Consider the following 21,382-nt stretch of genomic DNA (forward strand, 5'->3'; position numbering starts at 1 on the left):
GTTAGCTTTTAGTGAACTGTTGTTGATATTGTTTTGGGGTGCAGTTAAACGACTCTTTAAAGCAACGACCAAAATACGTTTGTGAAGAAAAACCAACATCTAAGGCTATTCTGCCAATTTTAGAGCCATTTTGTAGCAATATCTGTGCTTTCGCTAGACGGAACTCTTTAATGAAGTTATTAGGTGTTGTGCCCAGCGTTACTTTCATTTTTCGCTGCAGCTGACGTTCACTCATCGCCATATTACTGGCTAGATCTTGAATACCTAAGTCAGTTTCCAAGTACATCTTAGCAACAATGGTTTCTAGCTTTTCTATAAATTTTTCATCAACGGATAAGATAGCACTTTCGCTTGGAGTTAACTGTGACACTTTTTTTACGCTACTTTCTTTTTGTTGTTCTTTTTGATGGTCACGAAATTTATGTAAATAGTTCTGCTGAAGCAATTTACGATTTTCAATCAAATTTTCAATACGTATTAATAATTCCTGCTGATTGAAAGGTTTACTTAAATACTCATCCGCTTGTAAATTAAGACCGTGAAGGCGACTATCTAGGTCTGAACGGGCGGTAAGCAAAATAACGGGAATATGAGAAGTGAGTTCATTTTCTTTTAATTGTTTAAGTACTTCGAAGCCGTCAATGCCCGTTAACATAATATCGCACACGATAAGGTCTGGTATATATTCCTCGGCAATGAGCAGTCCTTGTTCGCCGCTCATTGCTAATAAACAATGATGTTGCTGTTCAACCACACGTTTTATGTGATTTTGCATATCGAGATTATCTTCAATAACCAACACGACATTATGTAAATGATTTTTTGTCTTAGTTTTATTATTATTTTGTTCTAACAGCAATGATGATACTTCGCTTTGAGATACACTCATTGGCACTTGAGTTTCTATTTCGACAGAGGTAGCTAAAGGGATTGATAGAGAAAACTTACTGCCTTTATTGTATTCACTGACTAAATTGATACGCCAGTTATGCGCTTTTACCAATTCATTAACTAAAGATAAACCAATACCTACACCAAAAACAGCATGATTTTTTTCATCATCAGCTCTTTGAAAGCGTTCAAAGATTTTACTTTGTGATGCTTGATTAATGCCTATGCCGGTATCTGTAATCTCTAAAATAACATTATCTTGATCAATATAAGCACTGACCTTGATGCTACCACCAGCAGGGGTATATTTAATCGCATTAGCAAGTAAATTAAAGATGATTTTTTCAAAACCCTGAGCGTCACATTCTAGCCAAAGATCGTCAGATATTTCAGCATCAAAGCTTAAATCATTTTGTTTAGCTAAGCGTGAAAATGAATCAATTGGCATAGCCATTAACTGGCTTAATCGATAAGTAGACAATGAAAGCTTAGGGTTGTCAGTAAGGCGTGAAAGTTCTAATAGTTGTTCAACCATACGAACTAACCGCAAACCATTACGCTTGGCGGTAGTAAGTTCCAGCCCCTCTTCTTTACTGTGAGCTTTGAGTAGGTATTGGTCTAAAATGCCATTAATAATTGTCAATGGTGTCCTAAACTCATGGGAAATGTTCGCAATAAACTTATCTTTTAAATCTAACATCTGCTTTTCAGCTAACTTTCGTGAAGTTAAATTAATAAAGGTAATAACAATAAGGGGTTGTTCTTCGCGGTCTGCCCACTGCAATTCAACCTGAACTGGGAATTCAGTACCATCGGCACGTCGAGCTGCACACTCTACTGAAATACCAATATCTTTACGTTGTAAGGCGTATACATTACTTTTGAAGCCAAAAAAGTAATGCATAGTATCTTCTGCAGAAAAAAGTGCACTGACATTCGTGCCTTTCAATTCATGTTCTAAACTTTGGAACAATTGAACCGCGGCAGGGTTTGACGATAATATTTCGCCGCCAGTTGATGTAGTCAAAATAGCATTATTAGAGGCTCGGACAATAGCTTTGTCTTCACTATTAAGAATTGAGCTGAGTAATTTATGGTTTGTCTGTATTAACTCTTTTTGTTCTTGTTGTTGAGTGAAAGCGTTTTCCTTGAATTCAAGCGTGTTTTTCCTTTTATTATAAGCAATAAGAATGACTAAAATAAAAGCAATAACGCCCCAAATACCAATAACAAAAGACTGCCAGAAAGAATTTGTAATGTAGTGCGCCCCAATTTCTAAACCAACGATATGAATGCTAAAAATAATACTCACCAGCAATAAAATGTAAAATTCGGGAAAGGTATCTTTTGAAATAGGTTTAGTCGGTCTTTGATTGTTTAATGATGCACTTGCAGCAAAAATAAGACCACAGTAAGGGATTAACGCTATTAAGTTGTTCGTATAATTGTCTTTATAGAGGGCTTGCTCTTGAAGAAGAAAATAACTATTAGTGTTATCAGCGAACAAAGCTAATGAGGCAATGGCTAGTGGCCAATAAATAGCGTGCCAAAACTTTTCACGACAAAAAATAACACAGCTCATTAGCCTGATAAAAATGAGGCCAGAAATAGTGATATGAAATAATAATGACGGTAATAACCTCTGATCTAACGCTTTTAAAAACTCTTCTGGCAGTAATACGAAATAGCAAAAACAAGTGACTGTAAAAAATAGTGCTGGCACTCGACCCGCAATGTATTTATTGAGTGGCGTTTCGCTGAGATGCGGGTTGGTTTCTATGGCCAGTAAGATAAAAAAGTAACTAAACAAAGAGAAGAAATCTTGCAGGATCGGGTTCGTGTTTATGTAGTCACCGGCAAAGATAACACCCGAAATAAAATCAACGATAATAGCGAGAGAGAAAAACTGCCAGAACAATTTTAATGAACGTGATCTGGTCTGTAAATAGCTATAAACAACAAAGAATACTGCGGTAGCCTGTAATAATATAGTAGGAAGCGATAGCAAAAGAGCAGAGGAAATATCAAGCGTGCTGGTGATCGTTGTATAGGGTAATAAGGTTAAAATTATTGTAATAAATAAAAGTGTTTTTTTATTAAAATATAGCAATGATGTGATCCAATATTAAAGTGGCATTTAGTATGTTGCCTAATCATGAGGCTTATTATTTTCTCCTTTAACTACTATAGTATACATTAATTTAACACCATATAAATGAATGAAAAACTTTCACTGGCTATTTATATCGCTGAGTAAATAGGCTAATTTTTCAATATTAGCATTCGATAATTGTCGATAATCAAAATAGGGGCACACAATTAAATTTTTAGCTTTATCAATAGCAAATTGCTCATCTAACCAAGTGAAATTAGCGGTTAGCTGGCCTGTCGATAGCAAATGCTTCGCATAAGTTCTTCCACAAATAATATGCAGGGTTTGCTTAGCGGTTGATAACTGAGGTGGAGAGAAAAATAAAGCCGTTTGTGAGTTGTGTTGAAGTAAATAGTTATCACGGTATTTTTGCCAAGATGGTGCAAGTGTTGAATAGTTGAATTTTTCTTTATCGAGTGCATAAAGTAACTTCGCATAAACATTAAATACTTTACGCCAGCCATTGCCGCAAGCTTGATTAACCATCTCTATTTCGCCCAAGGTTAGCGGCGATAGACAAGATAACTGTTGATATTCAAGCATACTTGGCCTGTTGCCAATATACACAGCGATAGTAAAGCTTGAGCAGCCTAAACCAATAACATTCAATGGTACTTAACTCATTTTACGTGGGGGTATGTTGAATTGTAAATTTATAATCGAGACAAGTAAAACGTCCTTAAAACCTTTTTGTTTGAATGTATGTAGTTACTGGCAAAGTTAGATCGATTGAAGATTATCAATGTCTACCAGATAACTAATATAAAATGTTAATATCGTATAGCTTTCTATGGCTATTTAAAGGTCCACGCGAGAAGTTTATCGAAAACAATGACATTCCAAGAGTAATGGCTTCAAATTTTGTTGGAGAAAACCGTTTTATATTTTATATTTGTGGCAGCTAAAAATATATTGCTTAGCTGCTGTTTAACCTGACTACAGTATCAATAATGAATTCTAAAAAAACATAATGGAGCGGAGTTATGAATGAAAAAATTGCAGCACTTAAGTCAGAATTAGCGCTTCTTAAAGAACAGTTTACTAAAAAAATTACTGATGCAGAAATTCGTTTAAAAAATATGATTGAACAAGACAGCCTAGATACTTCGGTTGAACGTGGCTATAAAATTCAAGCCTCTTTTGAAGAGCCCGCAGATTCTTTATCTAACGGAGAATGTGTCATTTTGCTGCATGGGCTTGCACGTTCGGCTAATTCCATGAAATCTATTGAAAAAAGATTGCTGGCAGAAGGCTATTTTGTGATAAATATCAACTACCCTTCTAGAGATTATTCGATAGAAGAGTTGGCTGAAAAAGTGATTTCTAAAGCGCTATTAATTTGTGAAAATCGTCAAGTTAACTTCGTTACCCATTCAATGGGGGGTATATTAGTTCGCCAATACTTAAGTATGCACAAAATACCCAATTTAAATAAAGTCGTTATGCTAGGCCCACCAAACAATGGCAGTGAAGTTGTTGATAAGCTTAGAAATGCACCTGGTTTTAGTTTTATAAATGGTGATGCGGGTATGCAATTAGGTACTGGCGAATTAAGTATCCCTAGCAATCTTGGAGATGCTAATTTTGATTTGGGTGTTATTGCCGGTAATCAGAGCATTAACTGGATATTATCCACACTTATTCCGGATAAGGATGACGGTAAAGTTTCTGTTGCTAGTACCAAGATTCGTGGCATGAATGATCATATTGAAATGGAAACTACACATCCTTTTATGATGAAAAATGAAAAAGTGATTGAGCAAGTTATTCATTATTTAAAATCAGGCAATTTTCAAAAATAATTACCCCAGAAAGCTTGCCTTTAATAACGACCTGTATATACTCACAGTAACAACTGTGTAAATTTACAGGCTTATCTTATGCTAAATGAAATCAGCGAATTACGCCCATTAACGAATCGACAGCAACAAGTTTTTGATTTGATCAAAGAAAAAATAAGCGAAACGGGTATGCCGCCAACGCGTGCTGAAATAGCCAAATTTTTTGGCTTTAAATCAGCTAACGCAGCGGAAGAGCACTTAAAAGCTTTAGCGAAAAAAGGCTATATAGAAATGTTGCCAGGTACGTCTCGTGGAATTCGTTTAACAGAAAAATTAATGGAAGAAGCGGGTTTACCCTTAATTGGTCGAGTCGCTGCAGGCGAACCTATTTTGGCTGAAGAGCACGTGGAAGATCATTATAAAGTTGATGGTAATTTATTTCATCCATCAGCTGATTATTTGCTTAGAGTAAATGGCGAAAGTATGAAAAATATTGGCATACTTGACGGTGATTTATTAGCGGTACATCAAACAACAGATGTACAGAACGGCCAAGTAATCGTTGCCCGAGTAGAGGAAAATGTAACGGTTAAACGTTATAAACGAGAAGGCAATATCGTTTATTTACATGCTGAAAATGAAGACTTCTCTCCCATAAAAGTTGATTTAGCCGTACAAGAATTTAATATTGAAGGTCTTGCTGTGGGGGTTATTCGTTCAGGAGACTGGATGTAACTTTGTTCACATACCCGCACTATATTTAAGCGATATTTAACGATTAAAAGTTAAGTATCTCTTAAACCTTTTAGTTTAATATTTTTTGCATATTTCAATGAAAATTTATGCATCAACACTTGCCTAATGTAATCCAATCTTTATGTTCCCATATATTGGTAAAGTTTAGCTTTCTCTTCTTTCGTACGCTTTTTATACAAACCTATCTCTTTTCTAATAATAATTCATATTTTAAGCTCGATTTAAACCACCTTATCTTTTTTTGTTTAAAAAATACTCACCTCCTCTCTTTACAACGAGTACCTTCGTATTTAATTGTTTATTTTTAATACTGTAGCTACAGCCCTTTGTTAATAGACTTTAGCCTATATTAGAGTTGATACTCTATTGTTTTTATTGGCTTTTATTTTAAATTAGCTCGATTTTTAATTTGACCCAGATCAACTTTTAAGTAATTCTAGATTGGAAAGTGTACAAATATAAATATAAGGCGATGTTGTAAACGCATATTGGTTGACAACAAAATTGCCAAGAAAATAATAAAAATCCGTATCTAAGGATGTATGTTGTCCTAGGTATCAAGTTTTAAACTTTTATAGGGTGAAGGAGATGTCGTGTGAAAAGACGTAACCTAGGTTGGCTGTCGTTGGGGAGTGTTCTTTCCAGTTCAGCTTGGGCAGATATGCAATTAAATCTGACCAAGGGTGTAACAGAAGTAAGTCGAGATGTTTACGATTTGCATATGTTAGCAATGTATATATGTGTAGCAATCGGTGTGGTTGTTTTTGGTGCTATGTTTTGGTCAATGGTGTTTCATCGAAAATCCAAAGGAGCTAAGTCGGCTGATTTTCATGAAAGCACAAAAGTAGAAATTCTCTGGACAGCAATTCCTATTGTCATTCTTATTGCCATGGCTGTACCAGCAACTAAAACACTCATTGATATGGAAAATAACGCGGATTCTGACGTTACCATTCAAATCACAGGTTCTCAGTGGAAGTGGCATTATAAATATTTTGATCAAGATATTGAGTTTTATTCTGTTCTATCAACGCCTCGTGAACAATATGAAAATCAACAAGGGAGTACGGCTGTTAAAGGCGAAAATTACCTTCTTGAAGTTGATAAACATCTGGTTATTCCCATCAATAAAAAAGTACGATTTTTAATTACCTCTGACGATGTTATTCATGCTTGGTGGGTACCGGCTTTTGCAGTAAAGCAAGATGCTAATCCAGGATTTATAAATGAAGCTTGGACCAAGGTTGATAAACCTGGCATTTACCGAGGTCAGTGTGCTGAGCTTTGTGGTAAAGATCACGGTTTTATGCCCATTGTTGTCGAAGTGAAAACAGAAGCTGATTATGCTCTCTGGCTTGATGAGCAACGCGAAATTAATGCGCAAGCTGCAGCCGCTGAAAAAGCATCTCTTACTGCCTCAGCATCAATGGACGAATTAATGACTCTGGGTGAAACCACTTATGTTGCCTATTGTGCTGCTTGTCATCAAGTTTCTGGTGTGGGTTTACCTCCTGCCTTTCCTGCACTTAAAGGGAGTGCTGTCGCTACAACGGGCAGTATTGCAAAACATATTGATATTGTTTTGAACGGTAAAGCGGGTACAGGCATGCAAGCTTATGGCAAACAGTTGAGCATGAAACAAATCGCTGCTGTTGTTACCTATGAGCGTAATGCTTGGGATAACAATACTGGAGATGCAGTACAAGCTGCGGATGTTCAAAATGTCGCTAAGAGCTCAGAAAAAGATGCTGAAGTATCAGAGCAAGTTGCAGAGGTCGTCGCTATAGTTGCCGAAGAAGCCCCAGCAGAAGATTTAGCTAAAGTTTATAGTGAAGATGAGCTGATGTTGATGGGCGAAAAAGTTTACATGAAAGCATGTGCAGCTTGCCACCAGCCTGCAGGTACGGGTATTCCACCCGCGTTTCCTGCCCTAAAAAATAGTGTAATTGCTTTGGGTGATGTTGCTCTTCATATAGATATGGTTGTTAACGGTAGCAAGAAAAATCCTGCGATGGCAGCTTTTGGTAGCCAGTTAACTAAAACAGAGATCGCCGCTGTAATTACTTACGAGCGTAATGCTTGGGGTAATAATACGGGTGATTTAGTGCAACCTGCAGCTGTTGATGCTGCCAGTGCGAAGTAGGGGGATATAAAATGACTACAGACGTTATAGAACAAGAATCGCACGACGATCATCATGATGACCATAAAATGAAAGGCATCAAACGTTGGTTGTACACCACAAACCATAAAGACATAGGTACATTATATTTATGGTTTGCTTTTATTATGCTACTAACCGGTGGCGCTTTAGCCATGGTTATTCGTGCAGAGTTATTTCAACCTGGTTTACAAATAGTTGAACCTGACTTTTTTAATCAACTAACTACCGTACATGGTTTGATCATGGTTTTTGGTGCGATTATGCCCGCCTTTACGGGGTTTGCAAACTGGATGATTCCGATGATGATCGGTGCTCCAGATATGGCTTTACCGCGTATGAATAACTGGAGCTTCTGGATTCTTCCTTTTGCTTTTGCGATTCTTTTGTCTACATTCTTTATGGAGTCAGGTGCGCCAAACTTTGGTTGGACATTCTACGCTCCACTCTCTACAACTTACTCAAATGGTAGTACGGCATTTTTTGTATTTGCTGTTCATATTATGGGTATATCATCAATAATGGGTGCGATTAATATCGTTGTTACCATTATGAACATGCGTGCACCGGGCATGACCTACATGAAAATGCCCCTGTTTGTGTGGACATTTTTCATTACAGCCTATTTATTAATCGCCGTAATGCCTGTTCTCGCGGGTGTGGTAACCATGTTGTTAACTGATACGTATTTTGGTACAAGTTTCTTTGATGCCGCGGGTGGCGGTGATCCTGTATTATTCCAGCACCTTTTCTGGTTCTTTGGTCATCCTGAAGTTTACATCATGATATTGCCAGCCTTTGGTATTGTTTCTACTATCATTCCAGCTTTTGCTCGTAAGAAATTATTCGGCTACAGCTCAATGGTTTATGCAACAGCATCTATTGCCTTATTGTCATTTCTTGTCTGGGCACATCATATGTTCACAACAGGTATGCCATTATTTGGCGAACTGTTCTTTATGTACTGTACGATGCTAATTGCCGTTCCAACAGGTGTGAAAGTTTTTAACTGGGTAGCAACCATGTGGCGTGGTTCGATGAGCTTTGAAACGCCAATGTTGTTTTCTATCGCTTTCGTTATATTATTTACGATTGGCGGGTTTTCAGGATTGATGTTGGCATTAACGCCTGTTGATTTTCAATACCACGATACGTATTTTGTTGTGGCTCACTTCCATTATGTTTTAGTAACAGGTTCATTATTCTCGATTTATGCGGGAGCCTATTTCTGGTTACCAAAATGGACGGGGCATATGTATAACGAGTCGCTAGCTAAATGGCATTTTTGGTGTTCACTTATCTCTGTAAATTTATTGTTCTTCCCAATGCACTTTCTAGGGTTAGCGGGCATGCCTCGTCGTATTCCTGATTATGCATTACAGTTTGCTGACTTTAATAAGTGGGTGAGTATCGGTGGGTTTGCCTTTGGTTTGTCGCAACTTATATTCTTAGCCGTTGTTATTAAATGTATTAAAGGTGGAGAAAAAGCGCCTGCTAAACCTTGGGATGGTGCGGAAGGTTTAGAGTGGACGGTTGCTAGTCCTGCTCCTTATCATACATTTTCAACACCACCAAAAATTGAAGATTAAGGTCATAAAAGATGAGTAAAGATGACGAAGTGAAAAATTCAAATGTCAAAGATAGCGTTGCTATAACGAAAAACAATAAAGTAATAAAAAAGCTGGTTTTACTTGTTTTTGGTATGTTTGGTTTTGGTTTTGCACTCGTCCCTTTATATGATGTTTTTTGTGATATTACCGGTTTGAATGGAAAAACGTCTACCACCGCAGCTGTTTATAATGTTGAGCAAATTGACACAAAAAGAGTCGTGACGGTGCAGTTCATTAGTCGAACCGCCCAAGATATACCTTGGCAATTTGAACCGATGATCCGTGAAATAAAAGTTCATCCCGGTGAAATGAAACTTGTAAAGTTTTATGCAAAAAATGAATCCACACGCGACATTATTGGCCAAGCAGTTCCGTCAGTATCGCCTGGTTTAGCTGCAGCGTACTTTCAAAAGATTGAATGTTTTTGTTTTACGCAGCAACCGTTAAAAGCGAATGAAGAGGTAGAGATGGCGTTACAATTTTATGTTGACCCAGAATTACCTGAAGATATTTCAACGTTAACGTTGTCTTACACTTTGTATGACGTCACCGGAAAAGTCGAATCGTAGCAATTTATACCGAGCACTTAGCGTGTAACGGTATGTGTTTAGGGGAATAATAATGACAACAAAAGAATATGAAAGTTATTACGTACCATCGCAAAGCCATTGGCCCATTGTCGGAGCTGTGGCGTTATTTTTAATTGCGGTAGGCGCAGGTAATTACGTTTCTACACTTAATAGTGAAGAAGGCGGCATCGGGGGTTATATCCTACTTGCGGGTATCTGCTTGGTGATATACATGCTTTATGGCTGGTTCAGTAATGTGATTAATGAATCGATGGCCGGTAAGTATAGTCATCAAATGGATAACTCCTTTCGCCAAGGCATGAGTTGGTTTATTTTTTCTGAAGTCATGTTCTTTGCGGCTTTCTTTGGCGCATTATTTTATGCGCGAACGTTATCTGTACCTTGGTTAGGTGGCGCAGACAATAATGCGATGACTGGCGCTGTGTTGTGGCCAGATTTTGTTTCAGCTTGGCCGTTATTGAAAACACCAGACGGTACAGAAACATCACAAATGGGTTGGTACGGTTTACCTTTAGTTAATACTATTTTGTTATTAACGTCTTCGATCACCGCTCATTTAGCGCATTCAGCTTTAGAAAAAGACAATCGTAAACAGTTAAAAATATGGTTAGGTTTAACAATATTACTTGGTTTAGCCTTTATGTTTTTTCAAGTTGAAGAATACATGCATGGTTACTCAGAGGAAATGAAACTGTACCTCACCAGTGGTATCTATGGCTCAACTTTTTACTTGTTAACGGGCTTTCATGGTATGCACGTCACTTTAGGAACAATTATGCTTATTGTGGTGTTCCTAAGAGTTTTAAAAGGTCACTTTACACCGACCAACGCGTTTGCTTTTGAAGCAGCAAGTTGGTATTGGCATTTTGTTGACGTGGTCTGGGTGATACTGTTTGTATTTGTATATATTATATAAACACGAGCATAACGAAAAGTAGAAAGAAAATTGTAGGTGAGGCTAGCTTTACCTACAATTTTTATTTTAAGCCATATGGTTAAAACGGTCGTGGGTTTGGTGTAATAACCCCCGTTAAAATGGCGACCAACATAAGGATAATAATAAAGGCTGAAAGCATTACCCGTCGGCCAATAAATTTAGACATCGACGGTTTATTTGGGTCATTCCTGTTTAAGACAAAGAGAGCCTGAAATAAACTAAATACCATGAAGAGTAAACAACCAATAATAATTATTTTTACTGTAAATGCCATTTATAAATTTCCTGTGTTGTAATGTTCATAATGAATGTATTTAAGGAGTTAATTGTTTGAAAAATTTTATATCAAACATTCGCCTGCCTTGGTTGATATTTACCCTACTCGTTTTTTCTGGATTAGTAAAACTTGGATTTTGGCAAAACGATCGGGCTTTACAAAAAGAGCAACGCATCGCGAGCATTGCACAATTAAGCCAAACTCAAGCTTTATCGCTTGAGCAAGTATTATCAGAAAAAGAAGAAATTAATGATCTCCCCCTAAAGATGACAGGTGAGTTTGCGAACGAAATAATTTTTTTACTTGATAATCAAACTAATAAAGGACAATTAGGTTATCGGGTCTATCAAGTATTTAATAGTGGGAACAAAGCTGTATTAGTCAATTTAGGCTGGGTTCTTGGTTCTATTAATCGCCAAGAACTTCCTGATGTTCAAGCGATTAAAGGTCAGCACCAACTATCAGGCCACGTTCGAAAAATTGAAGAAGGTATCATGTTAATGGAACAAGTATTGTTGAAAAACAAGTGGCCGTTACGGGTACAACAAATAGAATTAGATAAATTTTCAACATTAATTTCACGTCAACTATTGCCCTTTGTTGTCTACTTAGATAAAACAGAGAGTGTAGGTTATGAAAAAAATTGGCAGCCGATTGTTATGCCACCCGAGAAACATCGTGCTTATGCATTTCAATGGTTCAGTTTAGCTATTGCATGGTTGTTACTGATGATATGGGCATCAATTAAATTGAATAAAAATAGTTAGCCACTAATAAAAATAATAAGGTGAAGTTGTATGAGTGAAGTGTCACAGAAAAAATCTCGTCGTAGCATGATTATGGTGTTAGGGGCATTTATCCTACCTATTGTGCTAGCAAAATTAGCTTTGACTCAGAATTGGCTTGATTATGGTGTAACAAATAAAGGCACATTAGTTGAGAATGAATTAACGTTAAAAAAACTAGGGCTGGAACAATCTTCCTTACAAAAGTCGTGGTTAGTTATTTATAGTCTTCCACAACATTGTGATGCCCATTGTGAGCAAACATTACTGAGTGTTAATAACTCTTATATTGCTTTAGGTAGAGAAATGCCAAGGGTAAAGCGAGTCGCTCTTTCTCCTAATCCGCTGTCAGTACAACAAGCTGAACAGTTATCTGAAAATAGCTGGACAATTATCCCTACTCCAAGTCTGGTTAGTCAATTTTTATCTCAACCCCAAGTTTTGGTGGTTGACCCTCTAGGTAATGTGGTTTTATCTCATACACCGCCAAAAAATGACGATGCTCAAGCAATGTTTGGTAAAGAAATTCTTGCCGACATGAAGAAATTACTCAAGTATTCAAGGGTGGGTTAACATGAGAAGTCGTGGAAATAGTCGCATTCGTACCTTAGTTTTAATCAGTATTTTATTAGCGCTAATTGTAGTCAGCTTGGGCGCTTATACTCGTTTAACGCATGCCGGTTTAGGTTGTCCTGATTGGCCTGGTTGTTACGGGTTAATTGATGTGCCGGAAACCGCAGAGCAAATTACTAAAGCTGAGCAAGCCTTTCCTGACAGAAAAGTTGAAGCGCAAAAAGCATGGAATGAAATGATCCATCGCTATTTTGCTGGGGCTCTAGGTTTATTAATTTTAGCCATTGCGTTTATGTCTTATAAAAGACGTGATCAAGGTACGCCATTAAGACTGCCGATGTTAATATTGGCGGTGGTTATTTTTCAAGCGGCTTTAGGTATGTGGACAGTTACAATGAAACTTATGCCTATAGTCGTTATGGGGCATTTGTTGGGTGGTTTTACGACGCTGAGTTTACTGTTTTTATTATATTTACGCTTGTCTGACTTTAGAGTACCGGGAGGCGATTTTGCGATTAAAAAATATGGAAGATATGGCTTAATTGGTATTGTCTTACTCACCGTACAAATAGGTCTAGGTGGGTGGACATCATCTAACTATGCTGCTTTGGTTTGTACAGAGTTACCTATTTGTCAATCAGGTTGGCAAGAAGCATTAACATTTGAAGATTCATTTGATTTAATTCCTCCAGAAAAAGACAGTTACGAATTTGGCCACCTATCACATGCTTCGCGAGTAACTATACATGTTGTTCATCGAATTGGTGCAATTGTAACCGGGCTTTATCTTTTTTGGTTAGCCTTAATGGTGTTTCGAAAATCACAATCAGCATTCTTCAAAAATGCAGCAAAAAGTTTAGCATTTATCCTTAGCTGCCAAATATTGTTAGGCATTAGCAATGTTTGGTTCTCATTGCCGTTAGCAGTTGCGGTTAGTCATAACGTTATTGCAGCATGTTTAATGCTGTCTTTGATCACCTTAACGTACAGTTTACGACGGAAATTATAAGGAACACTTATGAGTGATACTCTATCTACAGAAAGTGCCAATGAAGTAATAACTACGCCTAGCGTGAGTGAGACTAAAACCGCAATATGGCGAGACTACTATGAAATAACTAAGCCTCGTGTTGTGGCGCTTCTTGTCTTAACCGCGTTGGTGGGAATGTGCCTTTCTGTGCCCGGTACTATTCCATGGCAAGTACTTATTCCATCAATGATAGGTATTGGTTTTTTATCATCCGCGGCCGCGGCAATAAACCATATTGTTGACGAACGTATTGACAGTATTATGGGGCGAACCTATAACCGCCCCGTGGCTACTGGACGTCTAACGCCTAGAAAGGCCACGCTGTTTGCTATGTTTTTAGCGGTTAGTGGCTTTGTAATACTATATAGTTTGGTTAATCCCTTAACGGCTTGGCTTACGTTTGCAGGCTTGGTCGGTTACAGTTTTGTTTACACGATGTATTTAAAGCGTGCTACACCTCAAAATATAACAATAGGTGGCTTAGCAGGTGCAATTCCTCCACTTTTGGGTTGGACATCAATGACGAACGAAATACACCCTAATGCTTTACTACTAGTGTTGTTGATATTTACTTGGACACCTCCTCATTTTTGGGCCTTAGCGATACATCGTAAAGACGAATATGCAAAAGTTAATATTCCAATGCTGCCAGTTACCCATGGAGTAAACTTTACTAAAACACAAATTTTACTCTATACCGTATTACTTTTTGTTGTTGGTTTATTGCCCTACTTAGTAGGTATGAGTAATTGGTTATATTTAATTGGCGCAGTAACACTTAACTTGATGTTCTTTGCTTATGCATGGAAACTTAAGTTTAATGCAAATGAAAATACTGCTATGGACACGTTTAAGTTTTCAATTGTTCATTTGATGGGGTTGTTTATTATTTTATTACTTGACCATTATTTATTACCAATAAGCTAATACTTACGGATACTCTTATTTATGAACAAGTTGTTGTATGTCATTGTCGCGATTGCCGCGGGTGCGGTAGGCTTTTTTGTTTTTCATAAAGCGACGGTATTACCAAAGCCTGAACATGCTTTGTATTATCAGCAGGCTCGAGAAATTAAGCCTTTTCAATTAACCGATCACCATAACCAAGCATTTACCAAAGAAAATTTGGCGAATAAATGGTCATGGGTGTTTTTTGGTTATACTTCGTGCCCCGATGTGTGCCCGACGACATTACAAGAATTAAATTTTGTTTATGATGATTTAAAAGCAATTAATAAAGAGACTCAAGTTTTACTGGTTTCTGTTGATCCTAGTCGAGATACACCAGAAAAACTCGCACAATATATTGCTTACTTTAACGAAGAATTTATTGCACTAACGGCTGATCACGGTGTGTTATTTCCTTTCGCGCGTAATTTAGGTTTGATGTACGCTATTAATGGCCCAGAAGGTGACACAGCTGATCAAAATAGTTATTTGGTTGACCATAGCGCGTCACTTGTATTGATTAATCCGCAGGGGAATATCGCAGCTATTTTTAAGCCAAGACAGGCTTTAGGTGTCTTACCTACGATTGATGGTGAAAAATTAGTCAGTGATTTTGCAAAAATCGTAAAATTAGCGGAATAAATACAGCTTGTCACCTTGATCTTACTTCAATGTGACAAGCTTACTTAACAATATTGTATTCGTTACAGCGGATACCACTCCATACCTTCCTTTAAGACAAACCAAGGCTTTGAATACCAATAATAACGCCCTGGCTCACTAATGCTTGGTGCAGTACAATTACAGCGTACACGCCCTATGGGTAGCGGGGCACTATAATTAATGGTAAAGCTATCTTCTTCTTGCCATTCTATTTCTTGTCGGCCTAAACCCGAAATATAACAGTTTAACTGGGACGGAAGAAAATCATCAACAATAACATTAAAAGTGACTGATTTTGATTGGTTATATTCTACAATTGTTTTTGCATTTTCGTCACTTAACGTCATTGTGAAAGGTAAAGATTTTAATTTATCACGTAGGCTGGTGATTTGATCATAAGGTTTTGATGCAGGAAAACGGGGGACGCTGGTTAAGTCTGTTGCTAGACCAACTGCCCCAGACTGCTGTGAAAAGGCAATGAAATTGTTCTGGGTTATCCACTTTTGTACTGCGGGGGTATATTCACCGTAGGGATAAGCATAATAACGCCAGCTCTGGCCGGTTTTCTCTTTAATGATACTTTCAGCCGTTAATAAAAGATCGGTATGCTTAAGTAACCACTGTTGTTCGGTTAATCCATCACTAATACGTGCCATAGAATCATGTTCCATACCATGGTTGGCAATAATAACCCCTTGGTCAGCCATTGACTTAAGTTGTGCCCAGCTAAGGTAGTTACTCGAACCACGTTCAACGATTGCCGGGTTAATAAAAATAGTAAATGGGTAGTTAAACTTGTCGAGTATTGGCTTGCCGTTGGTTAAAATATCAAGATAAGCATCATCAAAGGTAATCGCAACCGTTTTGTCAGCAATGGGTTGCTGCTTTTTGATCGAGTTCATTAAATCTGAAAGAGCAATAACGTTGAAGTTATTATCAGCTAAATACTGCATATGTATTTCAAATTGTTGAGGGGAAATACTGGTACTTGACGGTGTTTTGTCACTAACATGATGATACTGTAAAATTACAGCAGCAAAGCTAGAAAAGTGTAAGCAAGATAGCAATAATAATGGTAAAGAAAATTTCATGAGTATAGCCTTTGTTTAATGAGTAACAAAAATAGCGCGTTTTATCTTCTTTTTATAGTAAATTTTGTCGTAATATTTTTATATGGAATACTTTTTTGAACATTAATACTCAGAATCAGCATAAACAATTATTTCTCATTGCATTGCCAATGATCTTTTCAAATATCACCATACCTTTGCTTGGCTTAGTCGATACGGCTGTATTAGGCCATTTAGACGAAGCATATTATTTAGGTGGCAGCACAGTTGGTGCGATGATTATTACCTTTGTTACTTGGCTATGTGGCTTCTTACGTATGTCTACCACTGGACTTACGGCTCAAGCACTCGGCGAAAAAAATCACTCTAAAAGTTTATTGGTACTACTGCGTGGTTTATTAGTGGCAGGTTTTATTGGCGGCACACTGATTTTATTACAATCTTTTTATCTTGATCTTAGTTTAGGATTAGCGGGAGGCTCTGAAAAAATACAATTTTATGCAAAACAATATTGTGACATACGTATTTGGGGTTTACCTGCAGCATTATCAAACTTAGTGATTTTAGGCTGGTTGCTCGGTAATCATAAAGCTAAAGCCGTGATGTGGATATTAATTGCCACTAATTTAATAAATCTTTCGTTAGATCTATTGTTTGTTTTAGTTTTTGATTGGCAAGTGCAAGGTGTAGCGACAGCAACGTTAATAGCCGAATATTCAGGTGTTGTCATCGGTTTAACTTATATTGTATTGGCTAAAAAAACAGTCAACCAAAAAACTGTGAAAAGTTTATTGATTAAAATGGGCTTAAAATTCCTGAGTGTTAAAGAACAGTTGTTTGAGAAGTCTGCACTTATTCATTATTTTCAACTTAATCGGGATATTCTTATCCGTACTTTATGCTTGGAGCTGTGTTTTGTCTTTATTACTTTCCAAGGAGCAAGGTTAGGAGATGATGTTATCGCGACCAATGCCATATTAATGAATTTTGTTTTATTAATTTCTTTTGGTTTAGACGGCATTGCCAATGCAACTGAAGTATTAGTGGGTAAAGCTCATGGACAAAGAAATGTTAAACAACGTAATTTTGTTGTGAAAATTGCTTTATTTTGGACGGGGATTTTTGCTCTTTCTTACAGTTTACTCTTTGCAATAGCAGGCGATTTTTTTGTTGGTTTACTTACCGATATTCCTGAAGTTGTGTTGTCGACCAAGCAATATGTTCACTGGATAATTATTTTACCCATTTTAGGATGTTGGTGTTATTTATTTGATGGGGTTTTTGTTGGCTTAATGAAAACTAAAGCGATGCGAAATAGTATGATAATAGCTACTTTTTGTTGCTTTTTTCCGATGTGGTGGTTATTACAGGACTATGGGAATCATGGTTTATGGGCTGCATTCAGTGTGTTTTTATTCGTACGGGGTTTGAGTTTAGGTTGGCATTATTATCATGTAATAGAAAAAGAAACTATAAGTCTTTAAGCGGTTAATTATCTTTATTTGTATGACGATCAAAAATATTGAGTACGCGATTAGCAAATATTCCGCTGTAACCCCAAACGGCAAATATAATGCCAAAGGCCAAAAAAGTTAGCCCCGCGATTTGCCAGCTATAATGATGGTAATAACCAATAAATATTAAGCAAACGCCAATAACAAAAAGACCAAGTCCGCGGGTAAAAAGCACTAAGCTACGTTGCGGGTCTTGGCCTAATTTTTCAAGGATGCTTTTCACTCTAGGTGAATGAATAACTTAATAGTAAGAATGGTCGCCGCGTTCATGTTCGGTCATATCGCGAACACCTTTTATCTCGCCGCCCATAGTTTCAAGAAGTTGTTTCTCGATGCCATCTTTTACCGTTACATCAATTTGACTACAACCATTACAGCCACCACCAAATTGTAAAATAGCGAAGCCATCTTCAGTAATTTCCATTAACGTACACTCACCACCGTGGCCAGCCAATTGCGGGTTAACTTCTGCTTTTAAGAAATAGTCAACACGTTCAAATAATGGCGCATCGTCATTTACTTTTCTTAATTTAGCATTTGGCGCTTTCAAGGTTAATTGTGAACCCATTTGATCTGTGGTGAAATCAATTTCAGCTTCTTCGAGGTAAAGTTTACTGTCCCCGTCAATGTAAGCAGAAAAGTGTTCAAACTTTAACTCAATATCTTCAGGTTCTATCGCGTCAGCTGGGCAGTAAGACACGCCACATTCTGCACTAGCGGTACCTGGGTTAACAACAAATACACGAATACTTGTGCCTTCAGCTTGTTGCTCTAATAATTTAGCGAAATGCGATTGTGCTGTCTCGGAAATATTGATCATCACGATTATTACTCTCTTACACTTGTTACCAAAATTTCTCTAAAGTTTCTCACGGACCGTAGAGATTGAAAATATTAATACCTGACTAATTTAGTCAGGTATTAATATTTTACGCTGTTATCTACTCATACGCTAGTGAAATTACAGTTAATTAAAGTAAGAATGTGAGAAAAATAGACAGTTATTCTGGTGTGTTTCCATAGATTTTGGTATTTTATCGCTATTGAATTCAAGGATATCACTTATGTTACCACGATTTTTTTTAGCCGTATTTGTTGGTTTTTTTGCTCTGTCTTTATCGAGTCAGGCGGCAAAAGTTACTGATTACTTGCCCACTGATCACCGATACAATCAAGCTATTCCTAAACCTGAAAGTACATTAGGCTTTGGTATTGGTGAGCGACATGTCCGTCATGATCAACTGTTAAACTATATAAAAGCATTAGCAAGTAGTTCACCGCGGATAAAATTAACGGATATTGGCCAAACTCAAGAGTTACGCCAACAAGTATTACTGACGATTTCTTCTAAAAATAATCTAGCTAATTTGAATGAGATATTAGCGCAAAGATCACAAGACAGCGACGCTGAAGATCCAACCTTACCTTTAGTTATTTGGCTTGGATACAGTGTGCACGGTGACGAAATTAGTGGTGCCAATGCAGCTATGGTGGTGGCATATCATTTAGCTGCGAGTGAAAATGCCGACATAATTAACATGTTAGAGAATACTTTAATCGTGCTTGAGCCTAGTATTAATCCTGATGGCATGGACAGGTTTGTACAATGGGTGAATATGCACCGTGGTAGTACACCCAATGCGGATAAAAACCATATTGAACACCATCAAGGTTGGCTCACCGGCCGGACCAATCACTTTGGCTTTGATCTTAATCGTGACTGGTTGCTGTTAGCACAAAAAGAAAGTCAAAATAGATTAGCGTACTTCCATCAATATCAGCCAAATGTCTTAGGTGATTTTCATGAAATGGGCGCCAATGGCAGTTATTTTTTTCAGCCAGGTATTCCAACGCGGACTCACCCGTTAACATCAACCGCTAATACTGAATTGACACAACTTTTAGCGACTTACCATGCCGCAGCGCTAGACAATGATAACCGACTTTATTATAGCCAAGAGAACTTTGATGATTTTTATTACGGTAAAGGTTCGACTTACCCTGACATTAACGGTGGTATAGGTATTTTGTTTGAACAAGCAAGTAGTCGAGGTATGCAACAAAATAGTGATAATGGCTTATTAACGTTTGAGTTCGGTATTCAAAATCACGTGTTAACGTCTCTTTCTACTATTGAGGGTGCATGGAAAAATAAAGAAAAATTATTTAATTATCGTGAAAATTTTTATAAAGAGTCAGAAGAGCTCGCAGATAAAGAAAACTTTAGTGGCTATTTATTACACGAGACGCATGACCCATATCGTTTAAATGTATTGCTTGATAAATTAAAACAACATCAAATCAAGGTATATCCACTTACCGAAGATTTCCGTTTAGCGGGCGTTATTTATACAAAAGAGCATAGTTTTTATGTACCCTTAGAGCAACGCCAATACCGTGTCATTAAAGCCCTTTTTTCTCAACAAACCCAGTTTGAAGATAATACTTTTTATGATGTTTCAGGCTGGACCATGCCGTTAGCAATGGACATAGATTTCTATCGGGTTGGCCGTACTTGGGGGTTAAAACTAGCAGATAATGCCTGGGACAGCCCTGCAAAAATTGCCGAAAAAAGTACTGTTGCGCCTGAGGCGTATGCTTATGCATTTGAATGGCATCATTTTTTAGCACCTAAATTACTTAATGAACTACTTAATAAAGGTATTAAGGCAAAAGTTGCGACAAAATCTTTTTCATCTCTATTAAAAATTAACGCCAACAAGGTCGTTAATAAAGATTATGCTCGTGGCAGTATTATTATTCCTGCGGGCATACAAATACAAAAAAACTGGCGTGATATTGTCAAGCAAAGTAGTCAAAAAATAGATATTCCTCTTGATAGTTTGCATACGGGGTTAACGGTTAAAGGGATAGATATAGGCAGTGGTTCGTTTCAATTGTTAGAACCAGTAAAACTTTTAATGGTTGGCGGTAAGGGCATATCACAGTACGAAAGTGCAGAAATCTTATTTTATCTTGACGATACGTTATCAATACCTGTCACTGTGGTTGAACAACAACGATTATCAAAAATCGATTTAAGTGTTTATAGCCACATTATTATGGTCGATGGAAAATATAATGCATTAAGCGAAAGTGATGCAGATAAAATAGGTGCATGGATAAAGAACGGTGGCGTTATTTATGCGCAGAAGCGTGGCGCAAAATTTTTGTCAGAATATGAATTACTCACGATGAAATTTGTAGCTAAAGATGAAATTAATCAGTTGTTTGATACGGATAATTTACAATATCAAGACAAAGAAAAATTGGCTGGACGTAAACGTATCGCTGGTGCTATTTTTGAATCAGGGCTCGATACGTCTCATCCGCTGGCTTATGGTTATACTGACAGCCGTTTGCCATTATTTCGCAATAGTACGTTAATAATGCAGCATAGTTCAAAACCGTTTATTGCCGTTGCTAATTATAGTGCACGACCTTTAATAAGTGGTTATGCCGATAAAAATATGGTGAATCGAGTAGCGAACACTTCTGCTATTGTTGCACATAATTATGGAAGGGGACGGGTGATTGCTAGTACCGATAACCTAGCATTTCGTGGTTATTGGTTAGGCAGTGTAAAAATCATAGCGAACAGTTTATTTTTTGCAAAAGCATTTAGTACTCCCGTTAACTATTAA

The 21,382-nt window shown here is 37.3% G+C and carries 19 protein-coding genes; 13 read left to right on the forward strand and 6 right to left on the reverse strand.

Translation table 11 applies throughout. The features are described 5' to 3' along the window. Position 1: 1 nt before the first annotated feature. Positions 2 to 3,001, reverse strand: coding sequence for an ATP-binding protein (locus tag H4J39_RS07035; protein WP_220462145.1), 3,000 nt, complete (start codon positions 2,999 to 3,001; stop codon positions 2 to 4). 120 nt (positions 3,002 to 3,121) lie between these two features. After that, complete coding sequence (locus tag H4J39_RS07040) at positions 3,122 to 3,652, reverse strand: DUF6942 family protein (RefSeq protein ID WP_182226817.1); 531 nt, start codon at positions 3,650 to 3,652, stop codon at positions 3,122 to 3,124. Between the two features lie 374 nt (positions 3,653 to 4,026). On the opposite strand from H4J39_RS07040, the gene H4J39_RS07045 reads away from it, so the two are divergent. The 6 genes from H4J39_RS07045 (at position 4,027) to H4J39_RS07070 (ending at position 10,857) form a co-directional block, all read left to right on the forward strand. Beyond that, positions 4,027 to 4,845, forward strand: a complete 819-nt coding sequence (locus tag H4J39_RS07045; RefSeq protein WP_310649723.1) for an alpha/beta fold hydrolase — start codon at positions 4,027 to 4,029, stop codon at positions 4,843 to 4,845. Positions 4,846 to 4,923: 78 nt separating this feature from the next. Continuing rightward, positions 4,924 to 5,559, forward strand: coding sequence for a transcriptional repressor LexA (lexA, locus tag H4J39_RS07050; RefSeq protein ID WP_182226819.1), 636 nt, complete (start codon positions 4,924 to 4,926; stop codon positions 5,557 to 5,559). Positions 5,560 to 6,175: 616 nt separating this feature from the next. Further along, positions 6,176 to 7,723 (forward strand): cytochrome c oxidase subunit II, encoded by a 1,548-nt coding sequence (gene coxB, locus H4J39_RS07055; protein ID WP_404842684.1) that lies wholly within the window; start codon positions 6,176 to 6,178, stop codon positions 7,721 to 7,723. 11 nt (positions 7,724 to 7,734) lie between these two features. Then, positions 7,735 to 9,330 (forward strand): cytochrome c oxidase subunit I, encoded by a 1,596-nt coding sequence (gene ctaD / locus H4J39_RS07060; RefSeq protein ID WP_182226821.1) that lies wholly within the window; start codon positions 7,735 to 7,737, stop codon positions 9,328 to 9,330. A gap of 11 nt (positions 9,331 to 9,341) precedes the next feature. Further along, positions 9,342 to 9,920 carry a cytochrome c oxidase assembly protein gene (locus tag H4J39_RS07065; RefSeq protein ID WP_182226823.1) on the forward strand — a complete coding sequence of 193 codons (579 nt, stop codon included), beginning with the start codon at positions 9,342 to 9,344 and terminating at the stop codon, positions 9,918 to 9,920. Positions 9,921 to 9,972: 52 nt separating this feature from the next. After that, the gene (locus tag H4J39_RS07070; protein WP_182226825.1) at positions 9,973 to 10,857 is read left to right on the forward strand and encodes a cytochrome c oxidase subunit 3; all 885 of its coding nucleotides are present in this window, start codon (positions 9,973 to 9,975) and stop codon (positions 10,855 to 10,857) included. 79 nt (positions 10,858 to 10,936) lie between these two features. Here the strand turns inward: H4J39_RS07070 and H4J39_RS07075 are convergent, their stop codons facing one another. Continuing rightward, positions 10,937 to 11,152, reverse strand: a complete 216-nt coding sequence (locus tag H4J39_RS07075) for a DUF2909 domain-containing protein (RefSeq protein WP_182226827.1) — start codon at positions 11,150 to 11,152, stop codon at positions 10,937 to 10,939. Positions 11,153 to 11,208: 56 nt separating this feature from the next. Here H4J39_RS07075 and H4J39_RS07080 point away from each other — a divergent pair, with 56 nt between their 5' ends. From H4J39_RS07080 to H4J39_RS07100, 5 genes are read left to right on the forward strand one after another with little or no spacing between them, the layout of a single operon-like run. Continuing rightward, positions 11,209 to 11,922, forward strand: coding sequence for an SURF1 family protein (locus tag H4J39_RS07080; protein ID WP_182226829.1), 714 nt, complete (start codon positions 11,209 to 11,211; stop codon positions 11,920 to 11,922). A gap of 30 nt (positions 11,923 to 11,952) precedes the next feature. Continuing rightward, on the forward strand, positions 11,953 to 12,513 hold the full coding sequence (locus tag H4J39_RS07085) for a hypothetical protein (RefSeq protein ID WP_182226831.1): 561 nt from the start codon (positions 11,953 to 11,955) through the stop codon (positions 12,511 to 12,513). 1 nt (position 12,514) lies between these two features. Continuing rightward, positions 12,515 to 13,522, forward strand: a complete 1,008-nt coding sequence (locus tag H4J39_RS07090) for a heme A synthase (protein ID WP_220462146.1) — start codon at positions 12,515 to 12,517, stop codon at positions 13,520 to 13,522. Between the two features lie 9 nt (positions 13,523 to 13,531). Next, positions 13,532 to 14,470, forward strand: coding sequence for a heme o synthase (gene cyoE / locus H4J39_RS07095; protein ID WP_182226833.1), 939 nt, complete (start codon positions 13,532 to 13,534; stop codon positions 14,468 to 14,470). A gap of 21 nt (positions 14,471 to 14,491) precedes the next feature. Continuing rightward, a complete protein-coding gene (locus H4J39_RS07100; protein ID WP_182226834.1) occupies positions 14,492 to 15,133 on the forward strand; it encodes an SCO family protein in 642 nt (213 codons plus the stop codon). Between the two features lie 62 nt (positions 15,134 to 15,195). Here the strand turns inward: H4J39_RS07100 and H4J39_RS07105 are convergent, their stop codons facing one another. Next, positions 15,196 to 16,245, reverse strand: a complete 1,050-nt coding sequence (locus H4J39_RS07105) for a polysaccharide deacetylase family protein (protein ID WP_182226836.1) — start codon at positions 16,243 to 16,245, stop codon at positions 15,196 to 15,198. A 95-nt stretch (positions 16,246 to 16,340) separates the two neighbouring features. On the opposite strand from H4J39_RS07105, the gene H4J39_RS07110 reads away from it, so the two are divergent. Continuing rightward, entirely contained in the window at positions 16,341 to 17,708 is a 1,368-nt protein-coding gene (locus H4J39_RS07110; RefSeq protein WP_182226838.1) for an MATE family efflux transporter, read from the forward strand. A gap of 4 nt (positions 17,709 to 17,712) precedes the next feature. Here the strand turns inward: H4J39_RS07110 and H4J39_RS07115 are convergent, their stop codons facing one another. Both H4J39_RS07115 and nfuA read right to left on the reverse strand, forming a co-directional pair. Next, positions 17,713 to 17,961, reverse strand: coding sequence for a hypothetical protein (locus tag H4J39_RS07115; RefSeq protein ID WP_182226840.1), 249 nt, complete (start codon positions 17,959 to 17,961; stop codon positions 17,713 to 17,715). An 18-nt stretch (positions 17,962 to 17,979) separates the two neighbouring features. Continuing rightward, positions 17,980 to 18,558 (reverse strand): Fe-S biogenesis protein NfuA, encoded by a 579-nt coding sequence (gene nfuA / locus H4J39_RS07120; RefSeq protein ID WP_182226842.1) that lies wholly within the window; start codon positions 18,556 to 18,558, stop codon positions 17,980 to 17,982. Between the two features lie 244 nt (positions 18,559 to 18,802). On the opposite strand from nfuA, the gene H4J39_RS07125 reads away from it, so the two are divergent. Further along, on the forward strand, positions 18,803 to 21,382 hold the full coding sequence (locus H4J39_RS07125) for a M14 family zinc carboxypeptidase (protein ID WP_182226844.1): 2,580 nt from the start codon (positions 18,803 to 18,805) through the stop codon (positions 21,380 to 21,382).

It is taken from the genome of Colwellia sp. Bg11-12, assembly GCF_014076955.1.
Lineage (GTDB): Bacteria > Pseudomonadota > Gammaproteobacteria > Enterobacterales > Alteromonadaceae > Colwellia_A.

Coding starts and splice junctions, on each gene's coding strand:
- H4J39_RS07100 (WP_182226834.1), top strand. CDS start 14,492: ATGAACAAGTTGTTGTATGTCATTGTCGCGATTGCCGCGGGTGCGGTA.
- H4J39_RS07065 (WP_182226823.1), top strand. CDS start 9,342: ATGAGTAAAGATGACGAAGTGAAAAATTCAAATGTCAAAGATAGCGTT.
- H4J39_RS07075 (WP_182226827.1), bottom strand. CDS start 11,152: ATGGCATTTACAGTAAAAATAATTATTATTGGTTGTTTACTCTTCATG.
- H4J39_RS07070 (WP_182226825.1), top strand. CDS start 9,973: ATGACAACAAAAGAATATGAAAGTTATTACGTACCATCGCAAAGCCAT.
- cyoE (WP_182226833.1), top strand. CDS start 13,532: ATGAGTGATACTCTATCTACAGAAAGTGCCAATGAAGTAATAACTACG.
- H4J39_RS07045 (WP_310649723.1), top strand. CDS start 4,027: ATGAATGAAAAAATTGCAGCACTTAAGTCAGAATTAGCGCTTCTTAAA.
- nfuA (WP_182226842.1), bottom strand. CDS start 18,558: ATGATCAATATTTCCGAGACAGCACAATCGCATTTCGCTAAATTATTA.
- H4J39_RS07105 (WP_182226836.1), bottom strand. CDS start 16,245: ATGAAATTTTCTTTACCATTATTATTGCTATCTTGCTTACACTTTTCT.
- lexA (WP_182226819.1), top strand. CDS start 4,924: ATGCTAAATGAAATCAGCGAATTACGCCCATTAACGAATCGACAGCAA.
- H4J39_RS07090 (WP_220462146.1), top strand. CDS start 12,515: ATGAGAAGTCGTGGAAATAGTCGCATTCGTACCTTAGTTTTAATCAGT.
- H4J39_RS07125 (WP_182226844.1), top strand. CDS start 18,803: ATGTTACCACGATTTTTTTTAGCCGTATTTGTTGGTTTTTTTGCTCTG.
- ctaD (WP_182226821.1), top strand. CDS start 7,735: ATGACTACAGACGTTATAGAACAAGAATCGCACGACGATCATCATGAT.
- H4J39_RS07085 (WP_182226831.1), top strand. CDS start 11,953: ATGAGTGAAGTGTCACAGAAAAAATCTCGTCGTAGCATGATTATGGTG.